Below are 26,195 nucleotides of genomic sequence, written 5' to 3' on the forward strand. Positions count from 1 at the left end.
AATTATATTTTCTTTCACACTAACCTCCTAAACTACACCTAATTCCATTAGAATATAATAAATTACACCAAGTACCCAGGAGGAAAAAATGCCGTATAAGATAACCGGTCCCGCAATTGTAAATATTTTACATCCAATACCAAATACCTGGCCTTCTTTCTTATATTCCACAGCCGGCGCCGCAACGGAATTCGCAAATCCGGTTATTGGCACTACACTTCCCGCACCGGCATATTTTGCCAGTTTAGGATAAATATTCAGCCCTGTAAGTAAAACCGCAACAAATACCAATGTTAACGAAGTATAAGAAGCCGCTAATTCTTCTCCTGCCCCCATGACTTATATAAATTGGTTAATCCCTGACCGATTGTACATATGATACCTCCCACAAGAAAAGCTTTGCATATATTTGCAAATATATTATGTTTTGGTGTCATATCTTTTACATATTTATTGTACATCTGTTCTTTCTTATTTTTGTCTCTTTCAATAACCACGTCTGATGCGGTTACCTTTTTCTTATCATTTGGCATATTCACTCAACTCCTTATTTTTTTATATTAATACCCATTGCATAACATATCTGCTTACAGATGTGTTACTGCTACAAAAAAGTGTAAAAGAATCAATATGTGGCATTCCTTTCAGTTATTATATTTTTCTTTCGCACTTGCTGCCCATGCTCTTTGGGCATAAATCGTGAAGAATACCGTCTTTTGCTATTCTTTTAATAGCTCGCATGTTCCCTGCGAGACTATTCGTACTAATCACTAAAAAACAGTTGATAAAACGAACCGAGTCCTTTTCCAATTGCTAAACTTAAAACTATAATAGGAATTCCAAATTTTAATTTGATTCGGTAAGTCAATACCGGGAACACTTGGAGCACTTCCTCTAAAGCCACAGCAAGGCATCCCACAAAACCCCCTGAAAACAGTCCAAACATAATTAATCCGACCATACCGAAAGGAATATTAATTTTAAATAATAATACAACATTGCCAATTCCTGCTCCTAATACAACAAGATCCTCATATAGATTGATTCGATTCGCCGTATTTGTCCGAACAGCTAATCTTGTTAAAACACCGATAAGAGTTATAAATGTAAAAATACCTGCTGCAACGATGATACCTGCTGTAACTCCAATAAAAATCAATAGACCATACTTATAAAACATCTATGGTTTTGCCCTCCCTGTTAGCATTTTCGATTAAAGTCGTATCCAGATTTTCTTCATATAATCGCATTTGGACCTGCATGGGAGTAGGATCATTACCTAATTTTAATTTGGAGAAATGATTAAAAAATACAATAATCCCCAATGGAAGACCAACTGCATAGGAGATTTCCAGTATTCCGCCGCCTTTTTCGCTTCCTGTTACTAATTTGTATATCGCAGCAAATACTTCCTTAACATTTGCATCTTCATTAAATGTCATTATGGTAAAAGCTGCTCCGAAAAACACCATAAGTGATACCATAAATACTTTTAAATAATCAAATATTTTGGGCAACTTTTTCGGCGGATCGTAATGAATTATAAAATCAGATTCACCCAGGTTTATTATTTGCACATCCGGATATATTTTATTAATTAATTCAATTAATTTTAAGATAGAGAATATATAGTTCGTTTTCTTCGTAGCCTGGGTTTCAAAAACTATTTGACTTTTTAAATCATTTACCATCTTACTATCGTGACTGTAAAGTTTGGCAATGTCTTTTAAGTAAATGGTTTTATTAGTAACCATAGTGTTTTTATCTATTTTTATATACAAGCAACTATCATTCATATCAGATAACCGCCTCCCAGGTGTAACCTCTCACCAGAGTCCCTTTAAAGTCATCCGTTTGATCTTTTTGAGCTATAAATGCAAACATCACCGTTGCAAAAAATACTGCTAAAACAATAGCAACTATATACAGACGCCGCTTATAAATCATACTATCACCTCTTTTTCTATAAGATAAGAAAAGCATCAGTATAATAATATACCGATGCTTTTCTTAATTTTTCTTATTACTATTTTTTTAATTTACTATACATTACTAAATTACTTTTCTTTGTCTAATATTATTTGAATCTATAGCTTTTATATACTGGGAATATTTACATCATCTTTTCCCGCATTTTTAATAAAATTTTCTTTTCAAGACGGGAAACTTGTACCTGTGATATTCCTAATTCCTTAGCTATATCTGTCTGGGTTCTATTCATAAAGTATCGAAGCCTGATTAATTCCTGATCTTTTTCATCTAAAGATGCTATGGTTTCTCTTAGAGCAAGCTTGTCAATCATATTTTCATTTTCATCATTTGTTTGTTCCAGTTTATCGATTAAATAAATTGCGTTACCGTCACCCTGATAAATGGTTTTATATAAAGATTCTACTTCAGCTCCTGATTCCAGAGCCATTACTACTTCTTCTTTGGCAAGATTCAACTCGGCGCTGATTTCTTCCAAGGTTGGTTCCCTGCCGTATAAATTGCTTAATTTTTCTCTCGTAATACGAATTTTACCCGCTGTTTCTTTCATAGACCGGCTTACTTTAATTACACCGTCATCCCTTAAGAATCGCTTTATTTCTCCCATGATCATTGGAACAGCATAGGTGGAGAATTTTACATCGTAAGACATATCAAATTTATCAATCGCTTTAATCAGACCAATACTGCCAATTTGAAATAAATCTTCCGGCTCATGTCCGCGGCACATAAATCTGCGGACAATACTCCATACTAATCCTATATTATCTGTTATAACTTTATCTCTTGCTTCTTTATCTCCCTGCTGTGACCGTCGAATCAATTCTATAGTATCCACTGTTTCACTCCCTTCTTAGATGATTTGAGATATCAGGATAAGTTTTATCCAACCTTTCATCGGTTCCTTATCCTGTAGGAGCATTCAATTTAAATAAAATTTAATGAATAAGCTTTTTCATCTTAACTACGGTGCCTTCACCTAATTTTGATTCTACTTCCAGATCATCCATAAATGCTTCCATAAATGAAAATCCCATGCCGGAGCGCTCCAATTCCGGTCTGGTTGTATACAAGGGCTCCATAGCCTTTTCAATGTCTTCAATTCCTTTTCCAAAATCATGTACTTCAATTAAGACTTCATGATTACATATCTTGCAGTAAATTTTGACTCTGCCGTCGCCATTATTGTAACCATGAATAATTGCATTGGTTACTGCTTCTGAAACTGCGGTTTTAATATCCGCAATTTCTTCAATGGTCGGGTCCAATTGCGCCACAAATCCTGCCACTACCATTCTTGCGAAACTTTCATTTCTTGATTGACTATCAATCTCCAATAACATTTCGTTAGTATAATCCATACTTATCCTCCTGCTCAGAACGTCCTCCCAATAAGACTTTAAGTCTATCGCGTTCATTTAATCTTAATTATGGTTAAATTTATTTACCGCATCTTCTATTGTTTCGAATTTATGAATGATTTTATATAATCCGGATAAACGAAAGATTCTGTCTACACTCTGATTTACTCCTGTTACCGCTACTTTTCCCCCTGTAAATATAATCTTTTTATAACGGCCCATTATAACTCCAATGCCTGAACTATCCATAAATTCTGATCCGGTAAAATCAAATATGATATCCTTTATATTTTTGCCTGTAATCAGCTTGTCCGATTGTTCCCGTATGGAAATCGCATTATGATGATCTAATTCTTCTAGTAACTTTATAACCAGGCAATTGTTAATTACCTCAAAATCTGCCTTCACCCCCTCCCGCAGCTGCATAACCGTAGTATTCATTGATTTCTTTTCCTGCTTGTCCATATATACCTCTTTCCTGAATATCCAATCTTTGATTGGATATTCGTTAATCCGTAGTTGAAAAAACAGTCTTTCGGTTTTTCAACATATACCTCTTTCCTGAATATCCAATCTTTGATTGGATATTCGTTAATCCGCAGTTGAAAAAACAGTCTTTCGGTTTTTCAACATATACACCAAACCTTGTTTCTCAAATTTTCATGTTTTTACATTATATTACATATTTTATCATATATTTACTGTTCACTCTATAAAAAAAGACATCTCTAATGAAATATCACTAGAATTGTCTTTCTTTACTGTCATTTTATCGTTTGTATCGTTTTATTCAATATCCGCTAATTTCCCCTGTGCTTCTGCCGCACGTCCGGAATCCGGGAATTGATCCAGTATTATGTTATAATATTTCTTTGCATTATCGTAATCGCTTAATTGATGATAAGAACGACCTATAAAATAAACAGCATCCACATTATTGGGATCAAATTCATAAGCTCTTATAAGGGTTTCAAGCGCTTCATCATATTTTCTATTGGAATATTGATCATCGTGACCTTTATCATACAGTTCTTTGGAAGCTTCTACATAAGTAGCATCTTTTATCTCGTTATATAAATCTTTTGCTTCCTGTTTTTCTAATTTATCCGGTTTAACTTTAACTAATGTATTGGCAATTTTTACATAATCTACATCACCTGGACTGCCGTCAGATAAGTCATCCATAAATAATTTAGCTGCTTTAAATAAATCATTATATATGGTATCATCATATTCAACTACTTCAAAACCATCAATTTGTGCCTGTAAATCTTTTACTTGCTGCTGTAAATCAGCATTTTTATTTTCCAGGGAAGACACACTCTGGGAATTTTTATTTAATTCTGCACTAAATTCTACTTCCTGATTTTTCAGTTTGTTTTTATAGCTATTTTCCACTGTTGGTACGATTAAAAAGAAAACACCTAAAATACCGATTGCAATACCTAAAATTAAATTTACGAATACCCAAACATTGGGTTTATCTTCTTTATAAGTAGACTGGGGGAATACAGCCGGTTCTTGAATTTTACGGACATTTTCTTTCTCCGCGGTTTTACCATCATCCCTGATGGTCGCTGACATCTCACCTAATTCATGTAAATATCTTAATGTTGTTGTATTGGATACATCAATTTTATTTGCTTTAATCAGACATTTTACTGCTTTGTCCGTTTCCCCGTTTTTCATATAAAGAAGTGCCAATAACTGCAATGCTTTTACAAAATGGGGATTTAAACTCGTTACCTTTTTTAATTGAATAATTGCAAGATCATCGCTCCCTTGTTTTGCTGATGATAATGCCGAATTATACCTCTTGATTGTTTGATTTAAGGTATCCAGTTTCGTTGGGTTGGACTGAAGGGATTCCATGTATTCATCTGCATCATTATCCTTGGGTTGGAAATGCTTGCTGATAACCCATTCACTAAGCGCAGAAACGGTCTCTCCAACCTCATAATATATCAATCCCAATAAATTCCTGGCGTTCGTATTTCTTTTATTTAACTCTAAGCTCTTTTTTAAAACTAATATGGCACCGGATAAGTCCCTGACTTTTGCTTTCTCCAGACCTTCATTATAATATTTATTGGATAACAAGTATATTTTTCTATATATTGTTAAATCCTCACCGCATCTTTCACAGCGATTTCTTTTCGCTGCTACATCGCTGCCACACACCGGACAAATCATATTCATCTCCACCTAACCGTTTTTTCTATGCTCACACTAACACCAATGCTTCCCAGCATAAATTGTGAAGAATAACAGCTTTTGCTATTCTTTTCCAGCCTCGTATTAAAGGCTTTTGGCCCGCAAGTTTTTCACGAGGCAATCTCAACGATAATCCCTATTATTTATCCTTTAAATCTTTAAGCATGGTTTTTATAATATCAGTAATATCTGATAAATCATTATTATTAATAACATCTTCTGCCTGATCTACTTCAAGGCTTGGTTGAAATTTAGCTATTTCTTCATCGAAATTAATCATATTAACCTCTTTTCTAACATTAAGATGAAAGAATGTACCCTGGCACATACTCGCGTCTGCGCGGCCGGTAATTACGATAATCTTACTCTACTATAGGTATACTATTTCTCTGGACATATACATCATAACCAGTTTAGGAATAAAAATCAAGTTAATATTTACCCTGTATTCATAAAAACAATAATGCCCTAGAGATCAGGAATCTAAAACTAAAGTTTCCGGCTAATGTTAAGCAAGGGGCAAAAGCCCCTTGTGAGTTAAAAACCATAGAATTACTACTTCCATTATAATATTACTAATTTTTTATGCAAGAAAAACAGTTCGATTCCCTTCGACACAGTACCCTATTATTACCAATTTTTATAATTTTTACAACTCTTACAGATTGCTTTCCAGCCGACAATTTTGCGATATTTACTGTGCAGGACCGGTTTTTCTTTCGTGGTCTTTATAGCTTCTTTTCTTACAGCAAGACATTCGTTCTCATCAATGTCTTCTCTGATAATAGGGCATTCCATGTTTATTACATCTCCTTTAACAATATAGTTTCGCAATACCTAAACTTATTTGCTAAGATGTTGTAAACGTTCCATTACCTGAGCCATCATATTGGTATATTTCTCTAATTTATCCTTTTCTTCTGTGATTTTTGCTTCCGGAGCCTTACTTACGAATTTCTCGTTACTCAGCATACCCTTTACTCTCTGTAATTCGCCTTCTAATCTGACTTTTTCTTTGGTAAGCCGTTCGATTTCTTTCTCCACATCTACCAGGTCTGCAAACGGCATGTAAATGGATGCTTCCGGAATAACCGCAGCTACGGAATCTGCCGGGATACCAGTTTTATCTTTCTGAATTGTCACTTCGGCTGCATAACCTAACGTAGCAAAAAATACTTTACTGTTATCAAATATAATTCTGACTCTTTCATTTTCAGATACAACAATGACAGAAGCTTTCCTGCTTGGCGGAACATTCATGTCGGTACGTACATTTCTTATTCCCTTTACCGCAGCTTTAATGATTTCAACAGCTTCCTCTTCTGTCTGGTAAGCAAATTCTTCCTCATAAACAGGCCATTCCGAAATCATAATGGATTCGTCGTCTGCATTTTTTCCTTCCATTTCTTTTAAGGTACAGAAGATTTCCTCCGTTATAAAAGGCATATATGGATGCAGAAGTTTTAAGGAAATGGTTAATACCTGTTTCAAAGTCCAGATTGCACTTCCTTTGGTTTCATCCGTATCACTGTATAATCTTGGTTTTACCATTTCAATATACCAGTCACAGAATTCTTCCCATACAAAATCATAGATTTTCTGAACGGCTATACCTAATTCAAAATTATCCATATTATCCGTAACATCTTTAACCAGGGTATTGGCTTTGGACAGTATCCATTTATCCGCATCGGTTAAGGTTTTAGGATCAATCGAATCACCCGTCTGAGCTTTCTCCAGGTTCATCATGATAAATCTGGAGGCATTCCATACTTTATTGGCAAAATTACGGCTTGCTTCTACTCTTTCCCAGTAAAAACGCATATCGTTACCGGGAGCATTCCCTGTAATTAATGTTAATCTTAAGGCGTCTGCACCGTATTTATCAATGATTTCCAACGGATCAATACCATTACCAAGGGATTTACTCATCTTACGACCCTGGGAGTCTCTTACCAGACCATGAATTAAAACTTTACTAAACGGAGCTTTGCCGGTATATTCGAAACCGGAAAATACCATACGGATAACCCAGAAGAAAATAATATCATATCCGGTTACCAATACGTCAGTAGGATAGAAATATTTTAAATCTTCCGTTTCTTCCGGCCATCCAAGAGTGGAAAACGGCCAAAGGGCTGAACTGAACCAGGTATCCAAAGTATCCTCATCCTGTTTCAAATGTGTGTGGCCGCATTTCGGGCATTTATCCGGAGTATCTTTCGATACAACTACTTCACCGCACTTCTCGCAGTAATAAGCAGGAATCCGGTGGCCCCACCATAACTGCCTGGATATACACCAATCTCTGATATTATCCGTCCAATTAAAATAAATCTTGTCAAAACGTTCCGGTACGAACTGCACGTCACCCTTTTTAACAGCTTCAACTGCCGGTTTAATCAACTCGTCCATCTTAACGAACCACTGCTGTTTAATAAGAGGCTCAACCGTAGTCTTACATCTGTCATGGGTACCAACGTTATGGACATGATCTTCCACTTTCACTAATAATCCCATTTCCTCCAGCTCTTTAACCATAAGCTTTCTGGCTTCATAACGGTCCATTCCCTCATATTTACCGCCGTTCTGATTAATGGTTGCATCATCATTCATAACATTGATTTCAGGAAGGTTATGTCGTTTTCCTACTTCAAAGTCATTGGGGTCATGAGCGGGTGTAATTTTAACAACACCGGTACCAAACTCTTTATCTACGTAAGCATCTGCTATAATAGGAATTTCTTTATTAACTAACGGAAGTTTTACCATTTTACCGATTAAATCCTTATATCTTTCATCATCGGGATGAACGGCAACAGCTGAGTCTCCCAGCATGGTCTCCGGTCTGGTCGTTGCAACTTCTACAAATTTATCGCTGCCGACGATAGGATACTTTATATGCCAAAAATGTCCGGCCTGTTCCTCATGTTCAACTTCCGCATCGGAAATACTTGTCTGACATACCGGACACCAATTGATGATTCTGGAACCTTTATAAATATATCCTTTTTCATACAAACGGATAAAAACTTCGGTTACGGCCTTAGAACAGCCCTCATCCATGGTAAATCGTTCTCTGTCCCAGTCACAGGAAGAGCCTAATTTCTTTAACTGACTGATAATTCTGCCGCCGTATTCGTCTTTCCATTCCCAGGCCCTTTTAAGGAACCCTTCCCTGCCAAGGGTTTCTTTATCGATGCCTTCTTTCTTTAACTGTTCGATAATCTTTACTTCTGTCGCAATACTTGCATGGTCTGTTCCCGGCTGCCATAAGGCATTATATCCCTGCATTCTCTTAAATCGTATGAGAATATCCTGCATGGTATTATCCAAAGCATGTCCCATGTGTAACTGTCCGGTAATATTCGGCGGGGGAATTACTATTGTAAATGGTTTTTTCTTTTTATCTGCTTCGGCATGAAAATATTTCTTATTCAGCCATTTTGCATATAATCTTCCCTCAATCTCCTGGGGATTATAATTTTTTGCTAATTCTTTCTCCATTGTATTTCTCCTTTATTCTTTGATTGATAACCGGAAACTTTTTATCTTACCGATAGGAAGCAATTACCTAAAAAATAAAAAAAGTCCTTCGTCTTAAAGGACGAAGAACCGCGGTACCACCTTTATTTACGGCTATTCAGTTCAATAAAAGCCGCCTTAAGTGCCGGGGCTAAAACCTGGCACGGGTCTATAACGGGACCTCCCGTTATTTCCTACTTACTTTCAGAAATACTGTTCCGGAGCTACCTTCAATAAATTCTCTTTAAGATAACCTTTCAGCCTTTGAGTTATCCTCTCTGGTAAGATTATTTATCTAATCCTCTCCATCCTTACATTTTCCATTCTATTTAACTGTAAGTTTTACATAACTATAATAATAAGAAATGAATACGCATCTGTCAAGTAGTTTTTAGTCTATTATAGATAGATACCATAATCCTTTAGTTTCCTTGTAACTTCTTCCCGGTTTTCCGGTCTTTGATTTATAAATTCCGTGATATCTTCAATACTTTTTTCTTTTAATATATTATTATATTCAATTCTCTCTCTTAGCTTTTGCCTCCGTACATTCAGACGGTGGCGAACCTCTACCATTTCTTTGCTGTCAAGGACAGCTGCTGCCTGGTATACCCAGATGTCCGGATCTTTTAAATCATAACTTCTTAATTCCTTTACCAGCTCTCTGTTATAAAACTCCAACTGTTTGGTATTTTTCTCGTATGCTTTTTCTTCTTCCTTTGCCTTCAGATACTGTTCCCACAAAAACCAAAGCTCCGCATAACTGTTAACCATGTATTTCTGGTAAGAGTACTCCAGTTCGTTGGTATTGTTAATAAATTTAATTTTTACCTTATTTAACAGGTTTATTGCTTTATTCAACTTACGCTCCGTTAATTTCATGTCATTTCTGTTTATACCGGAGTTGATAAAGATGTAAACCGCTGAAACAAGTGCCATAATTATAGTCATAAGAAATGGAATCTGCATATTTGCCTTGGTAACGTTCTGCAGGATGATAAAGAGTAAAAACAGGGAAATCACCAGTATACAGGTAACTGCAGCTATATTTTTCAAATACGTATGCTTACTTAATATTTCTTCTTTCTGGTATTGCAGAGCACCTTTTTCCCCCTCCAGATATTTCATATCTGTTTTGATGGTATTGTTATATGCTTCATTGTTTTTCATCTTTATCAATTCTTTGGGTAGAACATCCTCATATTTGGCAATATGCTTAAATTGAGTATCGGTTATTTTTCTTGTATTGTTCTGATATTTAGCCCTTTCTCTCGTGAATGTGATTATTTTCCTGGCCGTATCATTTAAGTATTCCCGTTCATCAGGCGGAATTTGCTCCAGCTTCTGGATATCGGTCAGATAGGACGTTACCGCCTGGTATTCTACCTTTAACTCTTCTAATTGCTTCGAGCTCTCGATAATCTGATCACAGTTATCAGCGATAAAATCACCACTGTCTGTATTCGGTTTAAATTCAGTTTCTTTGTTTTCTGATTTATCCGTACTTTTATTAATTTCATCTTCCATTGTATTAATAAAACCGTCAGATTCCTGCTTTTTGTTTTGTTTTACAGGCGATTCCTTTTTTTTATTTTTTACGGTAAATAATCTTTTTATAATGCCCATTTAAATTTCTCTCCTGTTTATGAGTTTTCCCTCCGGAATTCCTGTTTCCACCCATTAATTAATTCACCGGCTATTTGATAAAAAGGAACAATCTGCCCGGCATTCTTATGTTCAAAAAGGCTTTCTATTACTTCATAACCACTGGAGGACTCTGCTTCCTGATAATACTCATCCAGCTCATTTTTGATCTTCTCCAGGTATTCCTCACCGACTCCATAATTCAGGACTTCCTGATTCAGTTTTTCTTCCTGCTTACTCAATATTAAAGTACAAAGGTACTGTTTAAGGGATTCTTTATTATGGTTACGCTCATAAGCCTGCTTAAACACTTCAGCTGCCGCAGCCAAACCAATGGTGTAAATCTGTGCCAATGCCAAATTATGTATCAGATCTCCATACTGCAAACTATCAAGGGAAGCTGCTTCAGGACTGTTCAAAATCATTTCATACTCCATAACGGCTTCCGTATATTGCCTGTATTTAATGTAATTATCTGCTTTTTTCTTTCTTCGTTCTATGGGTGTTAAATTTCCCCATTCATCCATAATAACCAACAGCTGTTTAATCTCTGTCTCCGTATAATAATCAGCACTGCATAAAACACATACCACATAATCCTTTAGTCCAGCCTTGGACTCCAGTAACTTCGATAGCTTGTCTGCCCCCTGAACAAGCTTTAGTACCATACGAATCCAATTAATTAAAGTATCATTGAAGAAGTCCTCCGTAATAACTTCAATGTTATTATATATGTAATAACATAATTCCTCAATGGAATAGAGATATGTATCCGTAAGTTTAACATGATAAGGCTGCTCTGCCAGTTTACCGTTACATAAAATCAATTTTCCCATAAACCCCTCCTGAAACTCTTAATATACGATTTCTTTTTCCCATATCCGGTTAGTAGATGGATAGAGACTTCCAAACCCCTTATCTTTTATTGAAATAACTGCAGTATTCTTACTTAAAAATTTTATTCTAACCTCTACTCTGGTAGTTTTATTCGGTCGGTTCGGCAGCCCGTCCAAAGATATGGTATAAGGTATCGTTTCGTGTTTTAAGATGTCTTTCCGGTAAATGGTAATCTCGTGTAAGTCATCCAGAATCAAATCCATTTTTTCTTCCACTTCACACCAAAGGGTACCTGCTTTCGCTAATACTGCTTCCGCCTGTTTTGTATCATAATACCCTAACAGATAAAAGGTACTGGAAATCATATCGTCCCCTAAAAGTAAAATATTATCTAATTTATGTTCTCCCGATAATTCCTTTGCAGCAAAGCATGCACCTTTAACATAGAGATTCTGCCCTTTAAATACTCTTCTGCCGATACACAGTTCTTTCAGGACTTTATCTGCCCAGTTTCCCTCAAACCCTTTACCGGTGATATAAATAGTAGATACAATTTGCTTATGAAGTGCCTGGTTTGCCAGATTACGAAACAGATATTCCAGTTTTTCTTTATCCGTAATATCTGCTGCAACCTGATTATTTAAAATATCCCGATAATTCTTTTCTTCCATATCCACCAGATAGGGCAGCGATTTTCTCTCTATCAGCAGCTGCTGATAGAGCAGGCCATTTTCATCAAAATCAAATAATCCAACATCATTCATCCATAATTCTTTATTTTGATAGAGGGCATAATATTGATAGCTTTGGGAATGACTTTGAACGAATGCCCGGTCTTTTCCGATACCCATACTGTTAAGGGCTTTATATATCCCGTCTTTTAGTGTTTCGGATGGTTCTTTAACTGTAACGACTATTTTTTGTATACTATTTAAGGGATAATAAATTTTTAACAGCTGAAGACATTTACGTAAATACTTCTCCAGTAAAGCAACAGGACTAAAGGGCACTCCATATATATCCGTATCTTCCTGATTTATAACTTTCGTTATTAACCGATCGATCAATACTCCTGCCCCGGATTCCTGACAGTAAAATGATTCCTCTCCGTATACCCATTCTTTGGTTCTCTGCTTTACACCAAGTGCGGTAGGTATCAAATATTTGGTTTTATCGGAAGTCGCACATATGGATTCCGGTTCCAGCGTTTTGGGATTATAACAGCAGATCTGTGAATCCTGTTCACAAAGATCAAATCCCACAATAAGACTTCTTTGTTCACTCATATTTTACCTCCCATTGTTATTTATGATTAGGATTGGAGTGCCAAACTCCAAGTTAATTATGGTTCCGTCAATCTGCACCATTTATTTCTTGATTTTGTGATGTGCAAATTGAAAGCTTTTGACGCCCAATCTAAATAGATGATTGCGAAACTATGTAGTTTTTCGTATATACCATACAATTGATACGAATTTTAGAGCTTCAATTGCCCTCTGGGCAAAATTCAGCTCTAAAATTGTATTAATTGCATGGTATATAGATACAATATTTTGGAGTTTCGCAATTACCAAATTATAATAGTTTAAATACTTTTGAGATTACATAATGTTTCTTATAATAATTATCCAGGCTTTCCATTAGCGTTTTATCGTCCTGTACTTCCATAGCAGTCAGCATGAAATTGATATGATTATATCTGGTGTCTTCTTCTAACTTCATGGAGTTATCCAGTTTTACATTTACACTTTCCGTAATGGAAACCTGTCCGGCTTCATCTTCTTCGGTGATGTAATATTGAATACTTTCATTGTAAAACAGTATAAATTCTTTCACATGAATACCCAGATAGATATCTTTCATTTCTTCACTGATGAACTCATCACTGCTGTTTTTTCCTTCCAGCCGATAGTGAATTGTTACTTTATGGATAGGGTTAGTTATATATTCCACAAATATTTTATCGTTTATCCTTGCGGGTAATGGTATAATACCCTGGAATTTTTTATAGAATGGCAGTATAAGGCCTTTTCTAATCAGTTTATGAAGGTGATAATCGATGAATCCTATTTCATCCTTCTCGAAATTATCTTCCTGGGATAATTTTTTTAATAAAGCCAGTGTACAAACCTCATTATCCTCATAAACCAACTCCCGTTTCATAATATGAAATAATTCCGGCTGAATAATGCGGTCCATAATAAGGTACTTGTAAGCGTTATAGGATAAAAATGCTTTAATCAGCTTACGGTTTGAGCCACGTTTATAATACCGGATAAATACCCCTAATGAATTGGTAATATAACTTTCTGCAAATAACATCTGTCCAAGCAGCCGTTCTTCAAGGGCCGCCGTTTCCATCTCAAAACCTACCGCTGCCTGCCATAGCTCATACATTTCTCCTGTTGTTCCAAAGAAGTATTTTACCAGATATTTTAATATTCCCTCATTATATTTACCCGCTTTAAAAATGTGGTAAGCAAGACTGAGAATAAAGTCATTTTTAGGTTCTTCTTCGTTTCGATTCTCCAGCAGGTTGGAACATAATTTGATTAACCGCTTTATGGCAATTCCCTCAAAACCGAATTCCGTTAGAGCATCCAGTGCCTTGTCATACAAATCACGGATAATGAAAAATTCTATTACCTTATCCCTGTCCACTTTGGATAGGCCGTGAAGATTAATTTTACTTAAGTAGGATTCCAGTAATTCACCCTCAAAATTTTCATAATAATAATGAATCAGATCCAGGTTGGTTTTATTGTAATAAACTTCATTTAATCCCTGTATTGAAAGAATATCTTTGCGGATTGCAATGGACCTGTCATCATATTTCAGATAAGTCTGAACTTTCTCCGACAGATTTAAAAGAATCATAGGGTGATCCACTTTCATCTCATAACAGGTATCAATGTAATACTCCCAGTGCATTAATTTATTCAGAGTATATTCTGCTGTTGCCGTGAACCGGTTTTCATACTGGTCTATGAGAAAAATCTCCGCATCTTCCGTATAAATATCCACCATTGCAGTTCCATCAATTAAAGGTGTATAAACCTCCTCATTCATTTCCTTATGAATAACAGATACCCCTTTCATGTTAGGGTTATGGCAGACTATTTCATGTTTAAACATAACATAAGGTAACTGGGAGGCTGTCTCTGCGGTCAACCCCTGCTGTGAAATGAATTCCTCATAAAGCAGGGAAAGATTTCCATTAATATTATGTGCCTCTAATTGCTTTAAGACAAACTGTTCAACACGTTTCCAATAAGATCGGTAAATTTCAGGCAGCTTTTCTTTATTCTTAACAATATAAGCATAAAGGTATGATTTTTTGCGGTCATTTAGGCTGCTGTTATAGATAAAATACAATAATACCTGCTGAGGCAAAACCGTATCTGTATTCTCCGTCAGGGAATACATGTAATATTCGTATAATTCGGTAATTCTTAACTGCTCATTCACTCCTGCCTGAAACCACCGGAAATAGAGATTACTTCTTTGATGTCCTTTAATCAGGTGACTGCAGATGGTTGTTAAAATTTCCTTGTTCGGATATTTATCATATAATCTGATCAGGGCGTAATGAACAGACCGGCTGAAATACTTTCTTTTTCCTGCCAGATAGGTATATTGCATTGCAGCTTCTTCCGAGATAAAATCATTTTTAATATCCCAATTTAGTACCTGTAATTCAAAGTCCTGTAATTCATGAAGCAGAGAGGGTTCTTCATTAAAAATATAAGCTGCTTCAAAATATAAAATGGGACTTCTGCATCCGTTCTTATAAAGTTCTTTGATTTCCGCAAGCTTAATAACCTTATTGATATCATATTTTTTATCGGTATATAATAAAAACCAGAACAATTTCCAATCATTATAACTTCCGTCATAAAATCCACGAATTTTTTGCAGTGCATTCTGAATAGAGGTTTCATCCTTACGAAGCAAGGCAAGCAAATACAAATATCCGCAATAAAGCAATACCTCTGTTTCTTTTACTTTTTCTACGATTTCCCCGAATTCCTTAAGCAGTTGCTCTGCTTTCGTTTCATTTCCGGATATAATTAATACATGAATCTGCATCAGCAGATACAGGTGCTGATTTTTGCTATCCTGATTCAGTAATCGTTCCAACAGTACATTTGCTTCACTTACATACTCATGGGCAGACAAATGGTTTGTACGAAAATTTAAATAGTTTTTTGTCAGTTTTATTCGATACCCGTTACTCTTTCTATGGCTGTTATGTATTGGCAAGCCCAATTTATTACAATGGCAGGTCACTTCTATCGCGGTCGTTTCATGGGCTGTAGTAATGAAAATTTTACCATAGTTATTTCCGGAATGCATGAATGCCGGGTCTACAACAAATTCTAACGGATAGGAATTCCCAATAAAATTTTCAGTCCAGATTATTTTATGTTCCGGTATCAGGAAAGGAACATCCGTACTTACCCTGATTTCTGCATATCCCCAGTTATCCTTTGTTAGAATGACTTTATCCATGATACTTTCTTTATCCAGGTCAAATGTAAGAACCTTTTTATCCACACTTATATTTATTTGTAATTTTTTACGGATTGCAATTAAGAATTCTTCCAAAGCTTGACTGCCTGACCTGCTTTTGATTATATTTTGATACAATAAAAGGTATTTCGTATCATGATATAATAAGATTTGTTTAAATTCCTGAGATTTAAATAGTTTGAGTGCTTCTGCTGTGTCTTCCTTGGCAAGATTGGCAAAATTAAATAAATCCTTAATTTTTCCCATGGAAGACTCTAGATAAGGCACTTCTATGTTCACAGTGAAAGGCATTAGAATCTCTCCGCAGTCACTTACGATACAGATTTCACCTTTTACAGTCTCCAAAGGATTCATATGATCCCCGTAAAAGCGGTAGTGTATCTCATTCTCCCTGTCCATAAAACTATTTTGTTCCAGGCGGAACAGTTCACTGGAAGAATAAAGAATACCTTTCATCGGTGTATTTTTATTATTTTTAATGGTAAAACTGCCTGAATAAATTTTACCTGCATCTACTGTTATATTTATTTCCTCTTCTGACAGCAGAATACCAGGAGTTTCATATTCAAAAACTCCTTTCGCTAACCGTTCCACTTTTTCTTTCAATTATTCCACCCCAAGCTTTGGTTTTTTTATTCCTGTATTGCATTTTTTATGAATTAAATTATAATAATTATAACACTAATCGACAACTTTTAGCAATAAAAATTGGATAGTCAAATGTACACAAATTCTTCAGAAAAAAGATACCGATAAATAGTATGGTTAAATATTAGCGGATTTCGGTTTTGCTATTAATAGTGACTTGCGTATCAAAAAGTCCATTAGTGTATGGAATGAATACAGAAGTATATATATTCATAAAATATACTTTGAATGACCTTATTCCCACAAGTCATATAGTTTGATTCACTCAATATTCAATTGATTTAAAAGCTTTAAAATATTTTAAGAAACAACTTACTAAATATATTATATTTAAATTTTTATACATAAAATAATAGGAAGGAAACTGCCATGCTGACACCAAAAGAACATTTCCACGGAAGTGATTTAGAAAAAATTGAAGCTATTTACGGAATTAAAAAAGAGGAAATCACCAGTTTTTCAGCTAATGTAAATCCTCTTGGAATATCACCTAAATTAAAGGCTGAACTTGCAAACAAAATTGATGCAATTACCGGTTATCCGGACCGGGAGTATACATCTTTAAGAAAATGTATTGCGGCTTATGTACATGCAGATATGGAACACGTTGTAGTAGGTAATGGCTCTACGGAGTTGATTTCCTTGTTTATTCAAATTACCCATCCAAAAAAGGCATTGATTATCGGGCCGACCTATTCGGAATATGAAAGGGAAATATCTTTAGGCGGCGGAAGTTCCCAGTATTACCGCTTGGAGGAAACCGATGATTTTCACCTTAATGTAGAAGATCTGAAAAAAGAATTAACTTCCGAGTTTGATTTACTGGTTATCTGCAATCCCAATAATCCTACTTCCTCCGCCATTCCTTTATCGGATATGAGAAAAATACTGGATATCTGTAAACTTCGGGGTATCTTATGTATGGTTGATGAGACCTATGTAGAGTTTGCGGAAGATATGGAACAAATCACTGCTATTTCCTTAGCAAGTTACTATAACAATATCATCATATTACGGGGTATTTCAAAATTCTTTGCTGCTCCGGGGCTGCGTTTAGGATATGCTGTCTGCGGTAATATGGATATGTTAAAGTTATTGAATCAGCGCAAAAACCCCTGGACCATTAATACCTTGGCCGCCATTGCAGGGGAAATTATGTTTACGGATGAAGAATATATCAGCCAGACAAAAGCTCTGATCAAACAGGAAAGGGACAGAATATATGAAATGCTGTCATCCTGTTATAATGTGAGGGTTTATCCTCCTGTTGCCAATTTTGTTCTGGTTAAGATTTTAAAGGAAAATATCACTGCTTCCGATTTGTTTGATGCGGCCATCCGTAAGGGGCTTATGATTCGTGACTGCTCAACTTTTCCTTTTCTGGATCAGAAGTTTATCCGTTTCTGTTTTATGTCACCGGAGAAAAATACGGAATTAATGAATCTGTTGTTGGAGTTGTTGAAATAAGCTATGAGCAGCTGTCTGTCTGATTGAACTAGAATATAATTGTTAGACTCCCAAACGACCAATGAATGCCCAATGGACCGGCTAAGTCTGGGGGCAGTTCGTAGAGAAATGGGGCGGGATTCAGATAATCCCCCAAGACATGACAAAGAGCAAAAGATTATCCTGAACTTAAGTTTAGGATAATCTTATTGGTATGCCAATTTTTTAACAAACACCATAACGGGTGGTTATGATTAAAATCAATCTATTAGCCCTTAATCATACCTGACACAGACATAAATATCCTGTGCGTAATCCCCGAATTTTTCACCAAAAATTGTTAGACCACCTGCTTTTCTATATTTATCGCATACTTCGAAACGTAATGTCCAGCTCTGTCTTTCCAATTTGTAATCTTCTAATGTCTTTTCAGATTTTAGTACCTTATCTAAATAAACTCCTTTTTCATTAATTTCATATCTCTTTAAAATTCCATATTGACCGGACCTCCACCAGTTGGGAGTATAACGTCCTCGCCTGTCTCCAAAATCTCCCGGAGAAGTCCATAAACAAAGTTCCTCGTCGTTTAAATATAAAATAATATCAGATTGACCGGCATTGTCAATATGCGAATACTCCGATGACATTTCCACGCATATTTCTATACTTGTTGCCCTGCAATTTTGCGGAATATAGTTTGGAATGCGGTATTCTACAAATCCTTTAGAAAACCATAGTAGTTGTGTTTCATCTCTTCTTGAATCAAAAAAGTATTTTGGTTCATCAAAACTTCCAATAACACTTTCTTCCGTAGCAATTCCACAGGTTGGTTCCACACAAGCTTCCGTATATTGACCCAGCTTTAAATTTAAATCATAGTAATTCATTGGAACGTGTATAACCGGAAACACTAAATTATATGTTTTTTCAATAAGTTTGCACACTTTCCCGAATGCTTTGCTTTTACGTGATTCTACCAATCCTGCTTCTTCCATTTTACGAATATGTGTAGTCATAATTGCACTGCTTACACCTATTTCATCCGCAAGTTCTTTGATATTCATATTTTTTTTTGATAAACATTTAATTATCTTAATTCTGACAGGACTGGCAAGTGCCTCAAAAAATATAAGATTTTCCTCTGATGAAATATCAAGATTCATACTAAGACCATCCTTTGTTTTCTTATAATGATAGCACTTATTTTTATTATTATCTATTACATTTTCAGAATCTTATTACATTTCAGAAACATTTTTTTATATTAGTAAAAATCCATTCTAACCCTTTATTCCACCTGCAGTCATTCCGTCTATAAAATAAGTTTGAAAGCATACAAATAAAATTAAAATCGGTATAATTGCAAAACATGATCCGGCAATTAAAATATCATAATTATTGCCATAAGGAGTTAGTAAACTGGATAATCCCACCGGTAGTGTATTTTTCTCTGCTGTTCTCATAACAATCATAGGCCACAATAAATTATTCCAACTCTGCATTCCCTGGTAAATACCCATAGCTGCAAAAGAAGGTTTCATAAGCGGCACCATTATTCTTGTAAATATTCCATATTCGGTACATCCATCTACACGTGCCGCATCCAAAAAATCTTTTGGTATTCCGCTTAAGTACTGATAAAAGAAGAATATCAGCATAGGAATAACCATATACGGCAAGATTACACCCCATATAGTATCTATTATTTTCATGGATACGACCATTCTATATAATGGCAATAATATAATCTCTGTTGGTATCATCATAATCAAAAGAACGCCGCCAAAAATAAGTGCCTTTCCCTTAAATTTATACATTGCCAATCCATATGCCACACAGGAGCTTAAAAACAGTGCTAAAATTACCTGTACTATTGTAATTACAAGGCTGTTGCGATACCAAAAGAAATAGGAGTTATTTCCTGAAAATAATAAAGCATAATTCCTGAAAGAGGCAGTACTAAAATCAATATTAAAATTTAATCCGTTCCTCATCAAATCATTTCCGGGTCGAAGTGAGGCCACTGCTAACAAAATTAACGGCAATAAAGTAATACCTGCCACAATGGTAAAAAATATAATTAACGATACAGGCTTAATCTGTATTTTATTTTTCATACACTACTTCTCCTTTCCCGAAAATACTCCGTTAATTTTCAACTGAACAAGATTTATAACCATAACAATTGCTAATAATACACAACCTATGGCACTTGCTAAACCAATGCTGTTTTGCTCCCAACCTGTTCTGTACAGATATCCAACAATCGTAGTACCTACATTGTTAGGTGATTTATTACCATTAAACAAAACATATGATTCAGTAAACATAGCCATACCTCCATAAATAGAAATAGTCAGTACATATGTAGTAGTATTTTTTAACAGAGGCAGTGTAATTTGCCTGAATTTTTGCAAAGCGCTGGCACCATCAATTGAAGCAGATTCATACAGTTCTTCCGGTATTTGCTGTAATCCTGACAGATAATACATCATATTAACACCGGTCCATCTCCAGAGGCAGATACAAAACAACGCAATCCATACAGTAATCGACTTTCGAAGCCATACAATAGGTCCATACTCAAATATTCCCAATATTTGATTTACAAAAGAACCTGGCAGTTCCCCAAACATTAGCCTGAATACGGTACCTGCGACTACAACGGAGGTTAAAGCAGGTATAAACAAGGAACTTCTAAAAATCACTTTTCCTTTCATACTTTTACTATTTAATAAAATAGCCAGGAGCATAGGAATTGGTATCATTAATAACAAACTTCCAATTGTATAGAAAATACTATTTTTGAACGCTTTAAAAAAAATTGGATTCATTAATGTCGTATAATTTTTAGTTCCTACAAAACTTGTGTTAGAACCCGCCACTTTTTGAAAACTCATCACAATGGCACTTACCACCGGATATGCAAAAAACATTAAGAATGTTATGATAAATGGTAATACGAAGACATAAGGTGCTGCTTTTTGTGAGTATAAAAAACTTCTTAATATATTTTTTCTTCTCAATTTATTTCCTCCGGTAATTAAATTTATTATTACTAAAGGGGCTGTTGCAAAATTCAAAATATAACTTACTTGTGAGAGAATATGATTAATATTTCGCAGATATTTTGTTGAAAGTATGTGCGAATGGCTCCAAGAAAGAGAATGGAGCCGTTTATTCGCGCGACTTGAAACAAAATTCAAGAAATAAAAATCATATTCTAGGCACAAGTTTAGTAAATTGACTATTTTGCAACAGCCCCTACTTACATTAATTACTGTCATGAATATAACAGTGCTTATTTCTCGTAAAGAATCGTTTCCTGCTCATTCTTTAAAAGTTCTGACGCATCCTGATCATAAGCACTTTCAAATGCATTTGCATATGTAGTTGTAACTAAGACGCTATATGTTTGTGCGTAGCCGCCTGCAATATTAGGAGCTACTAAATCCAGTCCGTAAGTATCTTTAATACTATTTAATACATCGAATGGGTTGGTTGCAAAGTAGCTGATAAATTTGTTATCTTGATTCTTTGTAAGGGATTCATCAGACCAAAGTGAAACTCTGATGGGGTCAAAACCTAAGTTTTCCCATTCGTATTTATTACCGTCTTCAGAAAGTTTGGCAAATGCTAAGAATTCCTTTGCTAAATCAGAATTCTTTGACTGGGTTGTTACACCGGTTCCGGTTCCGCCCTGTAATACGCATGGAGTATCTCCCTCTTTCCATACAGGTAGTTTATAAATACCAATCTTTCCTTTTAAATCAGGACAGTAATCTGTAAATCTTCCCATATACCATAAAGGCATTGATATGGATGCAACTTCCCCGCTATTTAAATGTCCATACCATTCTTCTGCATGATAAAACCCGCCTGGTGTAACCTCGCAGATTCCTGCATCGATCATTTTTCTTATAAAATTAATTACTTCTGCATGTTCTTTTGTATTAATATTCGGGGTTCCATCCTCGGTTACATATTGAACACCTTTTTCTTCAAGCATAAGCTGCGGGAGGAATAAGTCTGTTACCTCTACTGCTGTCATAGGTTTGCCGGTAACCTCTAAAACTTTAAGTCCGGCATTGTAATAATCATCCCAGGTTTTTATTTCTGCCGGGTCAACTCCTGCTTCTTTCATAAGATCCATATTGTAATAAGAAACACTTGCACCTAAATGAAAATCAATTCCATAGTAATTTCCATCTTTATCCCCGTACATTGAGATTCGTGACATAACGACTTCATCTTTATATGGTTCTACTACGTCGTTTAAGGGCAGCAGATAATTACTCCCTAAAAATGTTGCATAATGTCCGATTTCAATATCTGCAATATCAGGCGCTCCTGTTCCTGACTGTAATGCAACTAGCAATTTGGTGTGCATGGAAGAAGAATCAGCAACATTTACGGTTAAATTAATTGCTTTATCAGGATTTGCTTCGTTCCATTTATCTGCCATACCTGTATAAAATCCAACATGTTGATCAACGAATGTCCAAAGAGAAAGATCTGTAGCGCCTTCAATAAATGTATTTTTTCCTTCTGTTCCTTCATTACCTGATGCATCACTCGCCGGCGTATCACTTTCATTTTTGTCGGATGTATCGCTTGATTCTGCACCAGACACTTCTTTCGCTGTTTCATTTGTTTGATCGTTCGTACCGGATGTTTTTTCCGAACTTCTACATCCGGTCAAAACAGATGCTGCCAGAACTGCACAAAGTAAAATACTTAATAACTTCTTTTTCATTTTAATTTCCTCCTATTTACAAACTTTCTATATTACCAATACACGTGTATAACTTACTTGTAAGTACTACTTAAGTTTGTTTTTACATCCTTGTAAGTACCACTTAAGTCTTGTATTTACCTTTAAGTTAATTTCATTATATTTACTTTTCTATATTATGTCAATATATTATAAATTATTTTTATATTATTGTGCATTATATACATGTTTTTGCGACATTTTTAGCAGGATATATTTTATGAATTAATGTTATTGTTAATTCTTGTGTTCGGCGTCCAATTTTGAATTAACTTTTATACAAATTGCAATTTCGAAGTATCTTATCTTCATCATCCCCCATCTACCAAAAGGAAATTAGAAGAGTATTCTATACAAAAAACAGAACCGAAAGAATAGTTAAATGGGTCTATACTTTCGCTCTGTTTTTCACATTCTCTGCCTTTTAAGCAGTTCTATTTATAGTCAGTCAGCTAATACATAATCCAGCACAGCATCTCTTCCATTCTTATATTCATCAATTGTAGGCTGAATCGATATGTCGGGCTGAAATGTTCCAACTCCGCCATTCTTATAACTGAATTCCTTACTGAATTCAAAATATTTGGTGCTGTAACTTATCGGAATCTGAGAATTCGGAAGATTCATCGTCCTAACTTCTCCGTAGCAGTCCAACGCACCGCCTGTTGGCTCTCCTACGGCAATAGCTTCCGGTGCCGCTTCTTTTACCCTATATATTGCAAACATACCTGATGAAAATGTGTTACGTCCTATAAGCAGGTAAACTTTGACGTTATCATTTTCCATAATATAACTCTTTAAAGACTCCGTAAATGGGTTAAGTATTTCGGAATTCCCGCCGGTATTATTTCTTAAATTGATAATAATTTTATCTATATCGTTTTTCTCGATAACACCAAACATCTCCTTATTGAAATCTGCGAATTTCTGGTTATCCATATCAGCACAAACATTATATTCAAAATAGAGAGCCTTTTGATTTGACAAATATTCATAATCATAATACTTATCATAAGTTCCAATAATAACATCCTTAGTCTTTTTGTTGACGAAATTGGCGTCTTTACCGTACTCAAGTGCAGAGACGGTAAAATCTTGTACTTCATTATCCTTTTGTACTGTAAATACGGCTTTATTCTCATTTTGTATTATTCCAAGGCCATACATATAGACAGGTGACTCCAGGTAGCTTGGAAGCATTGCCAAGACCCAGCTCTCATTTTCATGGGATATAAGTGATTTAAGTTGTTTCAGTACAATATCAATATCAATGCCATCTATCTTTACTATTTTTGAAAACATCATCTCTTTGAGGTTGTTGTCTGCATTTACAACATAGACATTTCCGTTAAATAACCAGAATTGCAGTGGATAATGGTATCCGTCCCAGATATTTACGCCAGTATGGGCATCCCCAATTGAAGCTGCAATCTTATTGAGCTCAACAAAAACCTGTTTATTATTTAGCTTATCTATATTAGAAATCAATTGGTCTGTCTTATTGTTAAACTCTTCTTTGGATATCATACTGAACAGATTCTTATGATACTTGGGAAGCTCTTGTTTGAAAAACATAATATCCTCTTTCAGAAGAAGGTTACGTTTTTCATTCGTATTATCATTTTTTAAAATAATTTCTCGGTTTGTTAGCTTATCCTTGGCAATCCCCTCACTGGCCGAGCATATGGTAACAGTGATTAATAGAGTAACACATATTAATAAAGCAGTGCTAATCAGTAAAACAAAACGTTTTGTCCTCATAATTTATACTCCTTATAATTATTATTATTTATAGATAATTGCGAAACTCCGATGTTGTTAAGTCATTTCTAAGCCTTCTTACTTATTCATATCTGTAATATATTCATTACTTTTTACCGTAACCTGAACCCAAGCCGGTCTAAATCCGCTTTTAATTGCATTTCGAACTGATTTTATGTTAGACCATGCGCAACAATAGAAAGGAACTATATTCCTTTTTAAAACTTCTACAGCAAGTTTGCTTGTAAGACTGGACGCAATTCCTCGTTTTCTATATTCAGTGAGTACGTCGACCCCTATTTGCCACATCGTTTCGCAATCGGCAGAGCAGCCTGCAAGGCCGATAAGTTTCCCATTATCAAAGGCACCAACAGCTAATTTATCTAATTGCTTGCGGTTTTTGCTTAACGCATTTTGCCATTCCGGTACATAACAATCTGAAAACTGTTCCGGTCCCATAACTCTGGTTTCATACTTGCATTCAAGCGGATTTATATAATTCAAATCCGGCAAAAAGTATTCCGCCATAAAACAAACGTTTAAATTAAAAGGCTTAAGTTTTTCCATTAACATATGTAGGTTAGGTGTCTCAAAACAATGTTCAATAGGATATTTACCAATATATTCACTAACTGTTTCTAGTAGTTCTTCAGAGACAGAAGCGACAATATTATTGCCATATGAGGTTAAATCACAGTAAAACGGTAACTCCAGATATTTTCTGGCATTCGGATTTTTACCGGAGATTACTATTTTATTTTCCGTCTTCATAAAGTCTTCAAAGCAGCAATGACTGTCAACAGCAGATTGTTGCATAGCAATCTTAATAATTTCGTCATTTTTCATAATTTGCCAATTCCTCCTAGATTTTTAATCACTTATCACATCTTCAAAAATCATATCCACTGTTCTATCCAGACTAAAATCTGCAGCTATTGTTTTTTCCGGGATTATGCCGATATAATCTTTTTCATTCCACCAATGTTTCATTTCTTCTTCTCCAAAATCATCACAATTTGGCTTCGTCTGATGACGTATCAGAGTTTCTTCAAATGGTATTTCGTAATAATACGCATAAATCCATGGATCGAATTCCAGTTTGATTTGCTCAAATAATTCCTTATACCAGTTCGAATTTAATATTCCTTCCAGAATAACAATATCACAATTTTCCTTTCCATACTTTATGAGCCCTAAAAGTAAAGGGACTGCTTGAGTTCCCATTCCATCTTTTACCCATAACATTTCTCTTCTAATCACATCTTGTGATATCAATAAAGTACCGTGTCCAAATCTATTCTGCAAAGATTTTGCTACTGTTGTTTTACCACTTCCCGAGTTACCCCTAAGAATGATTATTTTTGACTTCTTATTCATTTTAACTGCTGCCTTTATATATTTTGATTTTTCTCACCGTTTATTAGTAACTATAAAAAATATAGTGCAGGTTCCAATTTTTCTTT

At 35.2% G+C, this 26,195-nt stretch carries 22 protein-coding genes, 1 pseudogene and 1 other annotated feature; of the genes and pseudogenes, 1 reads left to right on the forward strand and 22 read right to left on the reverse strand.

All coding sequences use genetic code 11. The features are described 5' to 3' along the window. Positions 1–27 precede the first annotated feature (27 nt). From spoVAC to Ana3638_RS01005, 15 genes and pseudogenes are all read right to left on the reverse strand, one after another. Positions 28–533, reverse strand: a pseudogene (gene spoVAC / locus Ana3638_RS26695) (stage V sporulation protein AC). 230 nt (positions 534–763) lie between these two features. Next, positions 764–1,180: a stage V sporulation protein AB gene (locus Ana3638_RS00945; RefSeq protein WP_161836204.1), complete on the reverse strand. Its 417-nt coding sequence runs from the start codon at positions 1,178–1,180 to the stop codon at positions 764–766. Next, positions 1,170–1,796 (reverse strand): stage V sporulation protein AA, encoded by a 627-nt coding sequence (locus Ana3638_RS00950; RefSeq protein WP_161836206.1) that lies wholly within the window; start codon positions 1,794–1,796, stop codon positions 1,170–1,172. The genes Ana3638_RS00945 and Ana3638_RS00950 overlap by 11 nt, the downstream gene beginning before the upstream one ends. A gap of 1 nt (position 1,797) precedes the next feature. Next, positions 1,798–1,947 carry a hypothetical protein gene (locus Ana3638_RS00955; RefSeq protein ID WP_161836208.1) on the reverse strand — a complete coding sequence of 50 codons (150 nt, stop codon included), beginning with the start codon at positions 1,945–1,947 and terminating at the stop codon, positions 1,798–1,800. A gap of 166 nt (positions 1,948–2,113) precedes the next feature. Further along, positions 2,114–2,827 carry an RNA polymerase sporulation sigma factor SigF gene (gene sigF / locus Ana3638_RS00960; RefSeq protein WP_161836210.1) on the reverse strand — a complete coding sequence of 238 codons (714 nt, stop codon included), beginning with the start codon at positions 2,825–2,827 and terminating at the stop codon, positions 2,114–2,116. Between the two features lie 100 nt (positions 2,828–2,927). After that, positions 2,928–3,350 (reverse strand): anti-sigma F factor, encoded by a 423-nt coding sequence (gene spoIIAB / locus Ana3638_RS00965; RefSeq protein ID WP_161836212.1) that lies wholly within the window; start codon positions 3,348–3,350, stop codon positions 2,928–2,930. Positions 3,351–3,413: 63 nt separating this feature from the next. Continuing rightward, positions 3,414–3,815: an anti-sigma F factor antagonist gene (gene spoIIAA / locus Ana3638_RS00970; RefSeq protein WP_246240657.1), complete on the reverse strand. Its 402-nt coding sequence runs from the start codon at positions 3,813–3,815 to the stop codon at positions 3,414–3,416. A gap of 321 nt (positions 3,816–4,136) precedes the next feature. Then, a complete protein-coding gene (locus Ana3638_RS00975) occupies positions 4,137–5,543 on the reverse strand; it encodes a tetratricopeptide repeat protein (RefSeq protein ID WP_161836214.1) in 1,407 nt (468 codons plus the stop codon). 160 nt (positions 5,544–5,703) lie between these two features. Then, positions 5,704–5,892, reverse strand: coding sequence for a hypothetical protein (locus tag Ana3638_RS24550; protein WP_202621671.1), 189 nt, complete (start codon positions 5,890–5,892; stop codon positions 5,704–5,706). Between the two features lie 302 nt (positions 5,893–6,194). Further along, positions 6,195–6,362 (reverse strand): hypothetical protein, encoded by a 168-nt coding sequence (locus Ana3638_RS00980; RefSeq protein ID WP_161836216.1) that lies wholly within the window; start codon positions 6,360–6,362, stop codon positions 6,195–6,197. 45 nt (positions 6,363–6,407) lie between these two features. Continuing rightward, entirely contained in the window at positions 6,408–9,071 is a 2,664-nt protein-coding gene (locus Ana3638_RS00985) for a valine--tRNA ligase (protein WP_161836218.1), read from the reverse strand. Positions 9,072–9,164: 93 nt separating this feature from the next. After that, positions 9,165–9,410 (reverse strand) — a binding site (T-box leader). Between the two features lie 78 nt (positions 9,411–9,488). After that, positions 9,489–10,715: a hypothetical protein gene (locus Ana3638_RS00990; protein ID WP_161836220.1), complete on the reverse strand. Its 1,227-nt coding sequence runs from the start codon at positions 10,713–10,715 to the stop codon at positions 9,489–9,491. 17 nt (positions 10,716–10,732) lie between these two features. Then, positions 10,733–11,569: a hypothetical protein gene (locus Ana3638_RS00995; protein ID WP_161836222.1), complete on the reverse strand. Its 837-nt coding sequence runs from the start codon at positions 11,567–11,569 to the stop codon at positions 10,733–10,735. Between the two features lie 18 nt (positions 11,570–11,587). Beyond that, the gene (locus Ana3638_RS01000; protein WP_161836224.1) at positions 11,588–12,856 is read right to left on the reverse strand and encodes a DUF5716 family protein; all 1,269 of its coding nucleotides are present in this window, start codon (positions 12,854–12,856) and stop codon (positions 11,588–11,590) included. A gap of 289 nt (positions 12,857–13,145) precedes the next feature. Next, entirely contained in the window at positions 13,146–16,709 is a 3,564-nt protein-coding gene (locus tag Ana3638_RS01005; protein WP_161836226.1) for a DUF5717 family protein, read from the reverse strand. A 411-nt stretch (positions 16,710–17,120) separates the two neighbouring features. Between Ana3638_RS01005 and Ana3638_RS01010 the strand changes: the two genes are divergently transcribed. Beyond that, positions 17,121–18,218 (forward strand): pyridoxal phosphate-dependent aminotransferase, encoded by a 1,098-nt coding sequence (locus Ana3638_RS01010; RefSeq protein ID WP_161836228.1) that lies wholly within the window; start codon positions 17,121–17,123, stop codon positions 18,216–18,218. 254 nt (positions 18,219–18,472) lie between these two features. Here the strand turns inward: Ana3638_RS01010 and Ana3638_RS01015 are convergent, their stop codons facing one another. From Ana3638_RS01015 to Ana3638_RS01045, 7 genes are all read right to left on the reverse strand, one after another. Continuing rightward, on the reverse strand, positions 18,473–19,360 hold the full coding sequence (locus tag Ana3638_RS01015) for an ArsR/SmtB family transcription factor (RefSeq protein WP_161836230.1): 888 nt from the start codon (positions 19,358–19,360) through the stop codon (positions 18,473–18,475). 117 nt (positions 19,361–19,477) lie between these two features. Further along, positions 19,478–20,314 (reverse strand): carbohydrate ABC transporter permease, encoded by an 837-nt coding sequence (locus Ana3638_RS01020; RefSeq protein WP_161836232.1) that lies wholly within the window; start codon positions 20,312–20,314, stop codon positions 19,478–19,480. Between the two features lie 3 nt (positions 20,315–20,317). Then, complete coding sequence (locus Ana3638_RS01025) at positions 20,318–21,223, reverse strand: carbohydrate ABC transporter permease (protein WP_246240660.1); 906 nt, start codon at positions 21,221–21,223, stop codon at positions 20,318–20,320. Positions 21,224–21,498: 275 nt separating this feature from the next. Further along, the gene (locus Ana3638_RS01030) at positions 21,499–22,953 is read right to left on the reverse strand and encodes an ABC transporter substrate-binding protein (RefSeq protein ID WP_161836234.1); all 1,455 of its coding nucleotides are present in this window, start codon (positions 22,951–22,953) and stop codon (positions 21,499–21,501) included. A 462-nt stretch (positions 22,954–23,415) separates the two neighbouring features. After that, positions 23,416–24,732, reverse strand: coding sequence for a S41 family peptidase (locus Ana3638_RS01035; RefSeq protein ID WP_161836236.1), 1,317 nt, complete (start codon positions 24,730–24,732; stop codon positions 23,416–23,418). Positions 24,733–24,810: 78 nt separating this feature from the next. Further along, on the reverse strand, positions 24,811–25,578 hold the full coding sequence (locus tag Ana3638_RS01040; RefSeq protein WP_161836238.1) for a GNAT family N-acetyltransferase: 768 nt from the start codon (positions 25,576–25,578) through the stop codon (positions 24,811–24,813). Positions 25,579–25,602: 24 nt separating this feature from the next. Further along, positions 25,603–26,109 carry a kinase gene (locus Ana3638_RS01045; RefSeq protein WP_161836240.1) on the reverse strand — a complete coding sequence of 169 codons (507 nt, stop codon included), beginning with the start codon at positions 26,107–26,109 and terminating at the stop codon, positions 25,603–25,605. Positions 26,110–26,195 lie beyond the last annotated feature (86 nt).

The organism is Anaerocolumna sedimenticola, from assembly GCF_009931695.1.
Taxonomy (GTDB): Bacteria; Bacillota; Clostridia; order Lachnospirales; family Lachnospiraceae; genus Anaerocolumna; species Anaerocolumna sedimenticola.

Coding starts and splice junctions, on each gene's coding strand:
- Ana3638_RS00985 (WP_161836218.1), bottom strand. CDS start 9,071: ATGGAGAAAGAATTAGCAAAAAATTATAATCCCCAGGAGATTGAGGGA.
- Ana3638_RS01010 (WP_161836228.1), top strand. CDS start 17,121: ATGCTGACACCAAAAGAACATTTCCACGGAAGTGATTTAGAAAAAATT.
- spoIIAB (WP_161836212.1), bottom strand. CDS start 3,350: ATGGATTATACTAACGAAATGTTATTGGAGATTGATAGTCAATCAAGA.
- Ana3638_RS24550 (WP_202621671.1), bottom strand. CDS start 5,892: ATGTGCCAGGGTACATTCTTTCATCTTAATGTTAGAAAAGAGGTTAAT.
- Ana3638_RS00980 (WP_161836216.1), bottom strand. CDS start 6,362: ATGGAATGCCCTATTATCAGAGAAGACATTGATGAGAACGAATGTCTT.
- Ana3638_RS00945 (WP_161836204.1), bottom strand. CDS start 1,180: ATGTTTTATAAGTATGGTCTATTGATTTTTATTGGAGTTACAGCAGGT.
- Ana3638_RS00950 (WP_161836206.1), bottom strand. CDS start 1,796: ATGAATGATAGTTGCTTGTATATAAAAATAGATAAAAACACTATGGTT.
- Ana3638_RS01020 (WP_161836232.1), bottom strand. CDS start 20,314: ATGAAAAATAAAATACAGATTAAGCCTGTATCGTTAATTATATTTTTT.
- Ana3638_RS01000 (WP_161836224.1), bottom strand. CDS start 12,856: ATGAGTGAACAAAGAAGTCTTATTGTGGGATTTGATCTTTGTGAACAG.
- Ana3638_RS01015 (WP_161836230.1), bottom strand. CDS start 19,360: ATGAATCTTGATATTTCATCAGAGGAAAATCTTATATTTTTTGAGGCA.
- Ana3638_RS01045 (WP_161836240.1), bottom strand. CDS start 26,109: ATGAATAAGAAGTCAAAAATAATCATTCTTAGGGGTAACTCGGGAAGT.
- Ana3638_RS01030 (WP_161836234.1), bottom strand. CDS start 22,953: ATGAAAAAGAAGTTATTAAGTATTTTACTTTGTGCAGTTCTGGCAGCA.
- Ana3638_RS01040 (WP_161836238.1), bottom strand. CDS start 25,578: ATGAAAAATGACGAAATTATTAAGATTGCTATGCAACAATCTGCTGTT.
- Ana3638_RS00995 (WP_161836222.1), bottom strand. CDS start 11,569: ATGGGAAAATTGATTTTATGTAACGGTAAACTGGCAGAGCAGCCTTAT.
- Ana3638_RS00975 (WP_161836214.1), bottom strand. CDS start 5,543: ATGATTTGTCCGGTGTGTGGCAGCGATGTAGCAGCGAAAAGAAATCGC.
- Ana3638_RS00955 (WP_161836208.1), bottom strand. CDS start 1,947: ATGATTTATAAGCGGCGTCTGTATATAGTTGCTATTGTTTTAGCAGTA.
- spoIIAA (WP_246240657.1), bottom strand. CDS start 3,815: ATGGACAAGCAGGAAAAGAAATCAATGAATACTACGGTTATGCAGCTG.
- Ana3638_RS00990 (WP_161836220.1), bottom strand. CDS start 10,715: ATGGGCATTATAAAAAGATTATTTACCGTAAAAAATAAAAAAAAGGAA.
- Ana3638_RS01035 (WP_161836236.1), bottom strand. CDS start 24,732: ATGAGGACAAAACGTTTTGTTTTACTGATTAGCACTGCTTTATTAATA.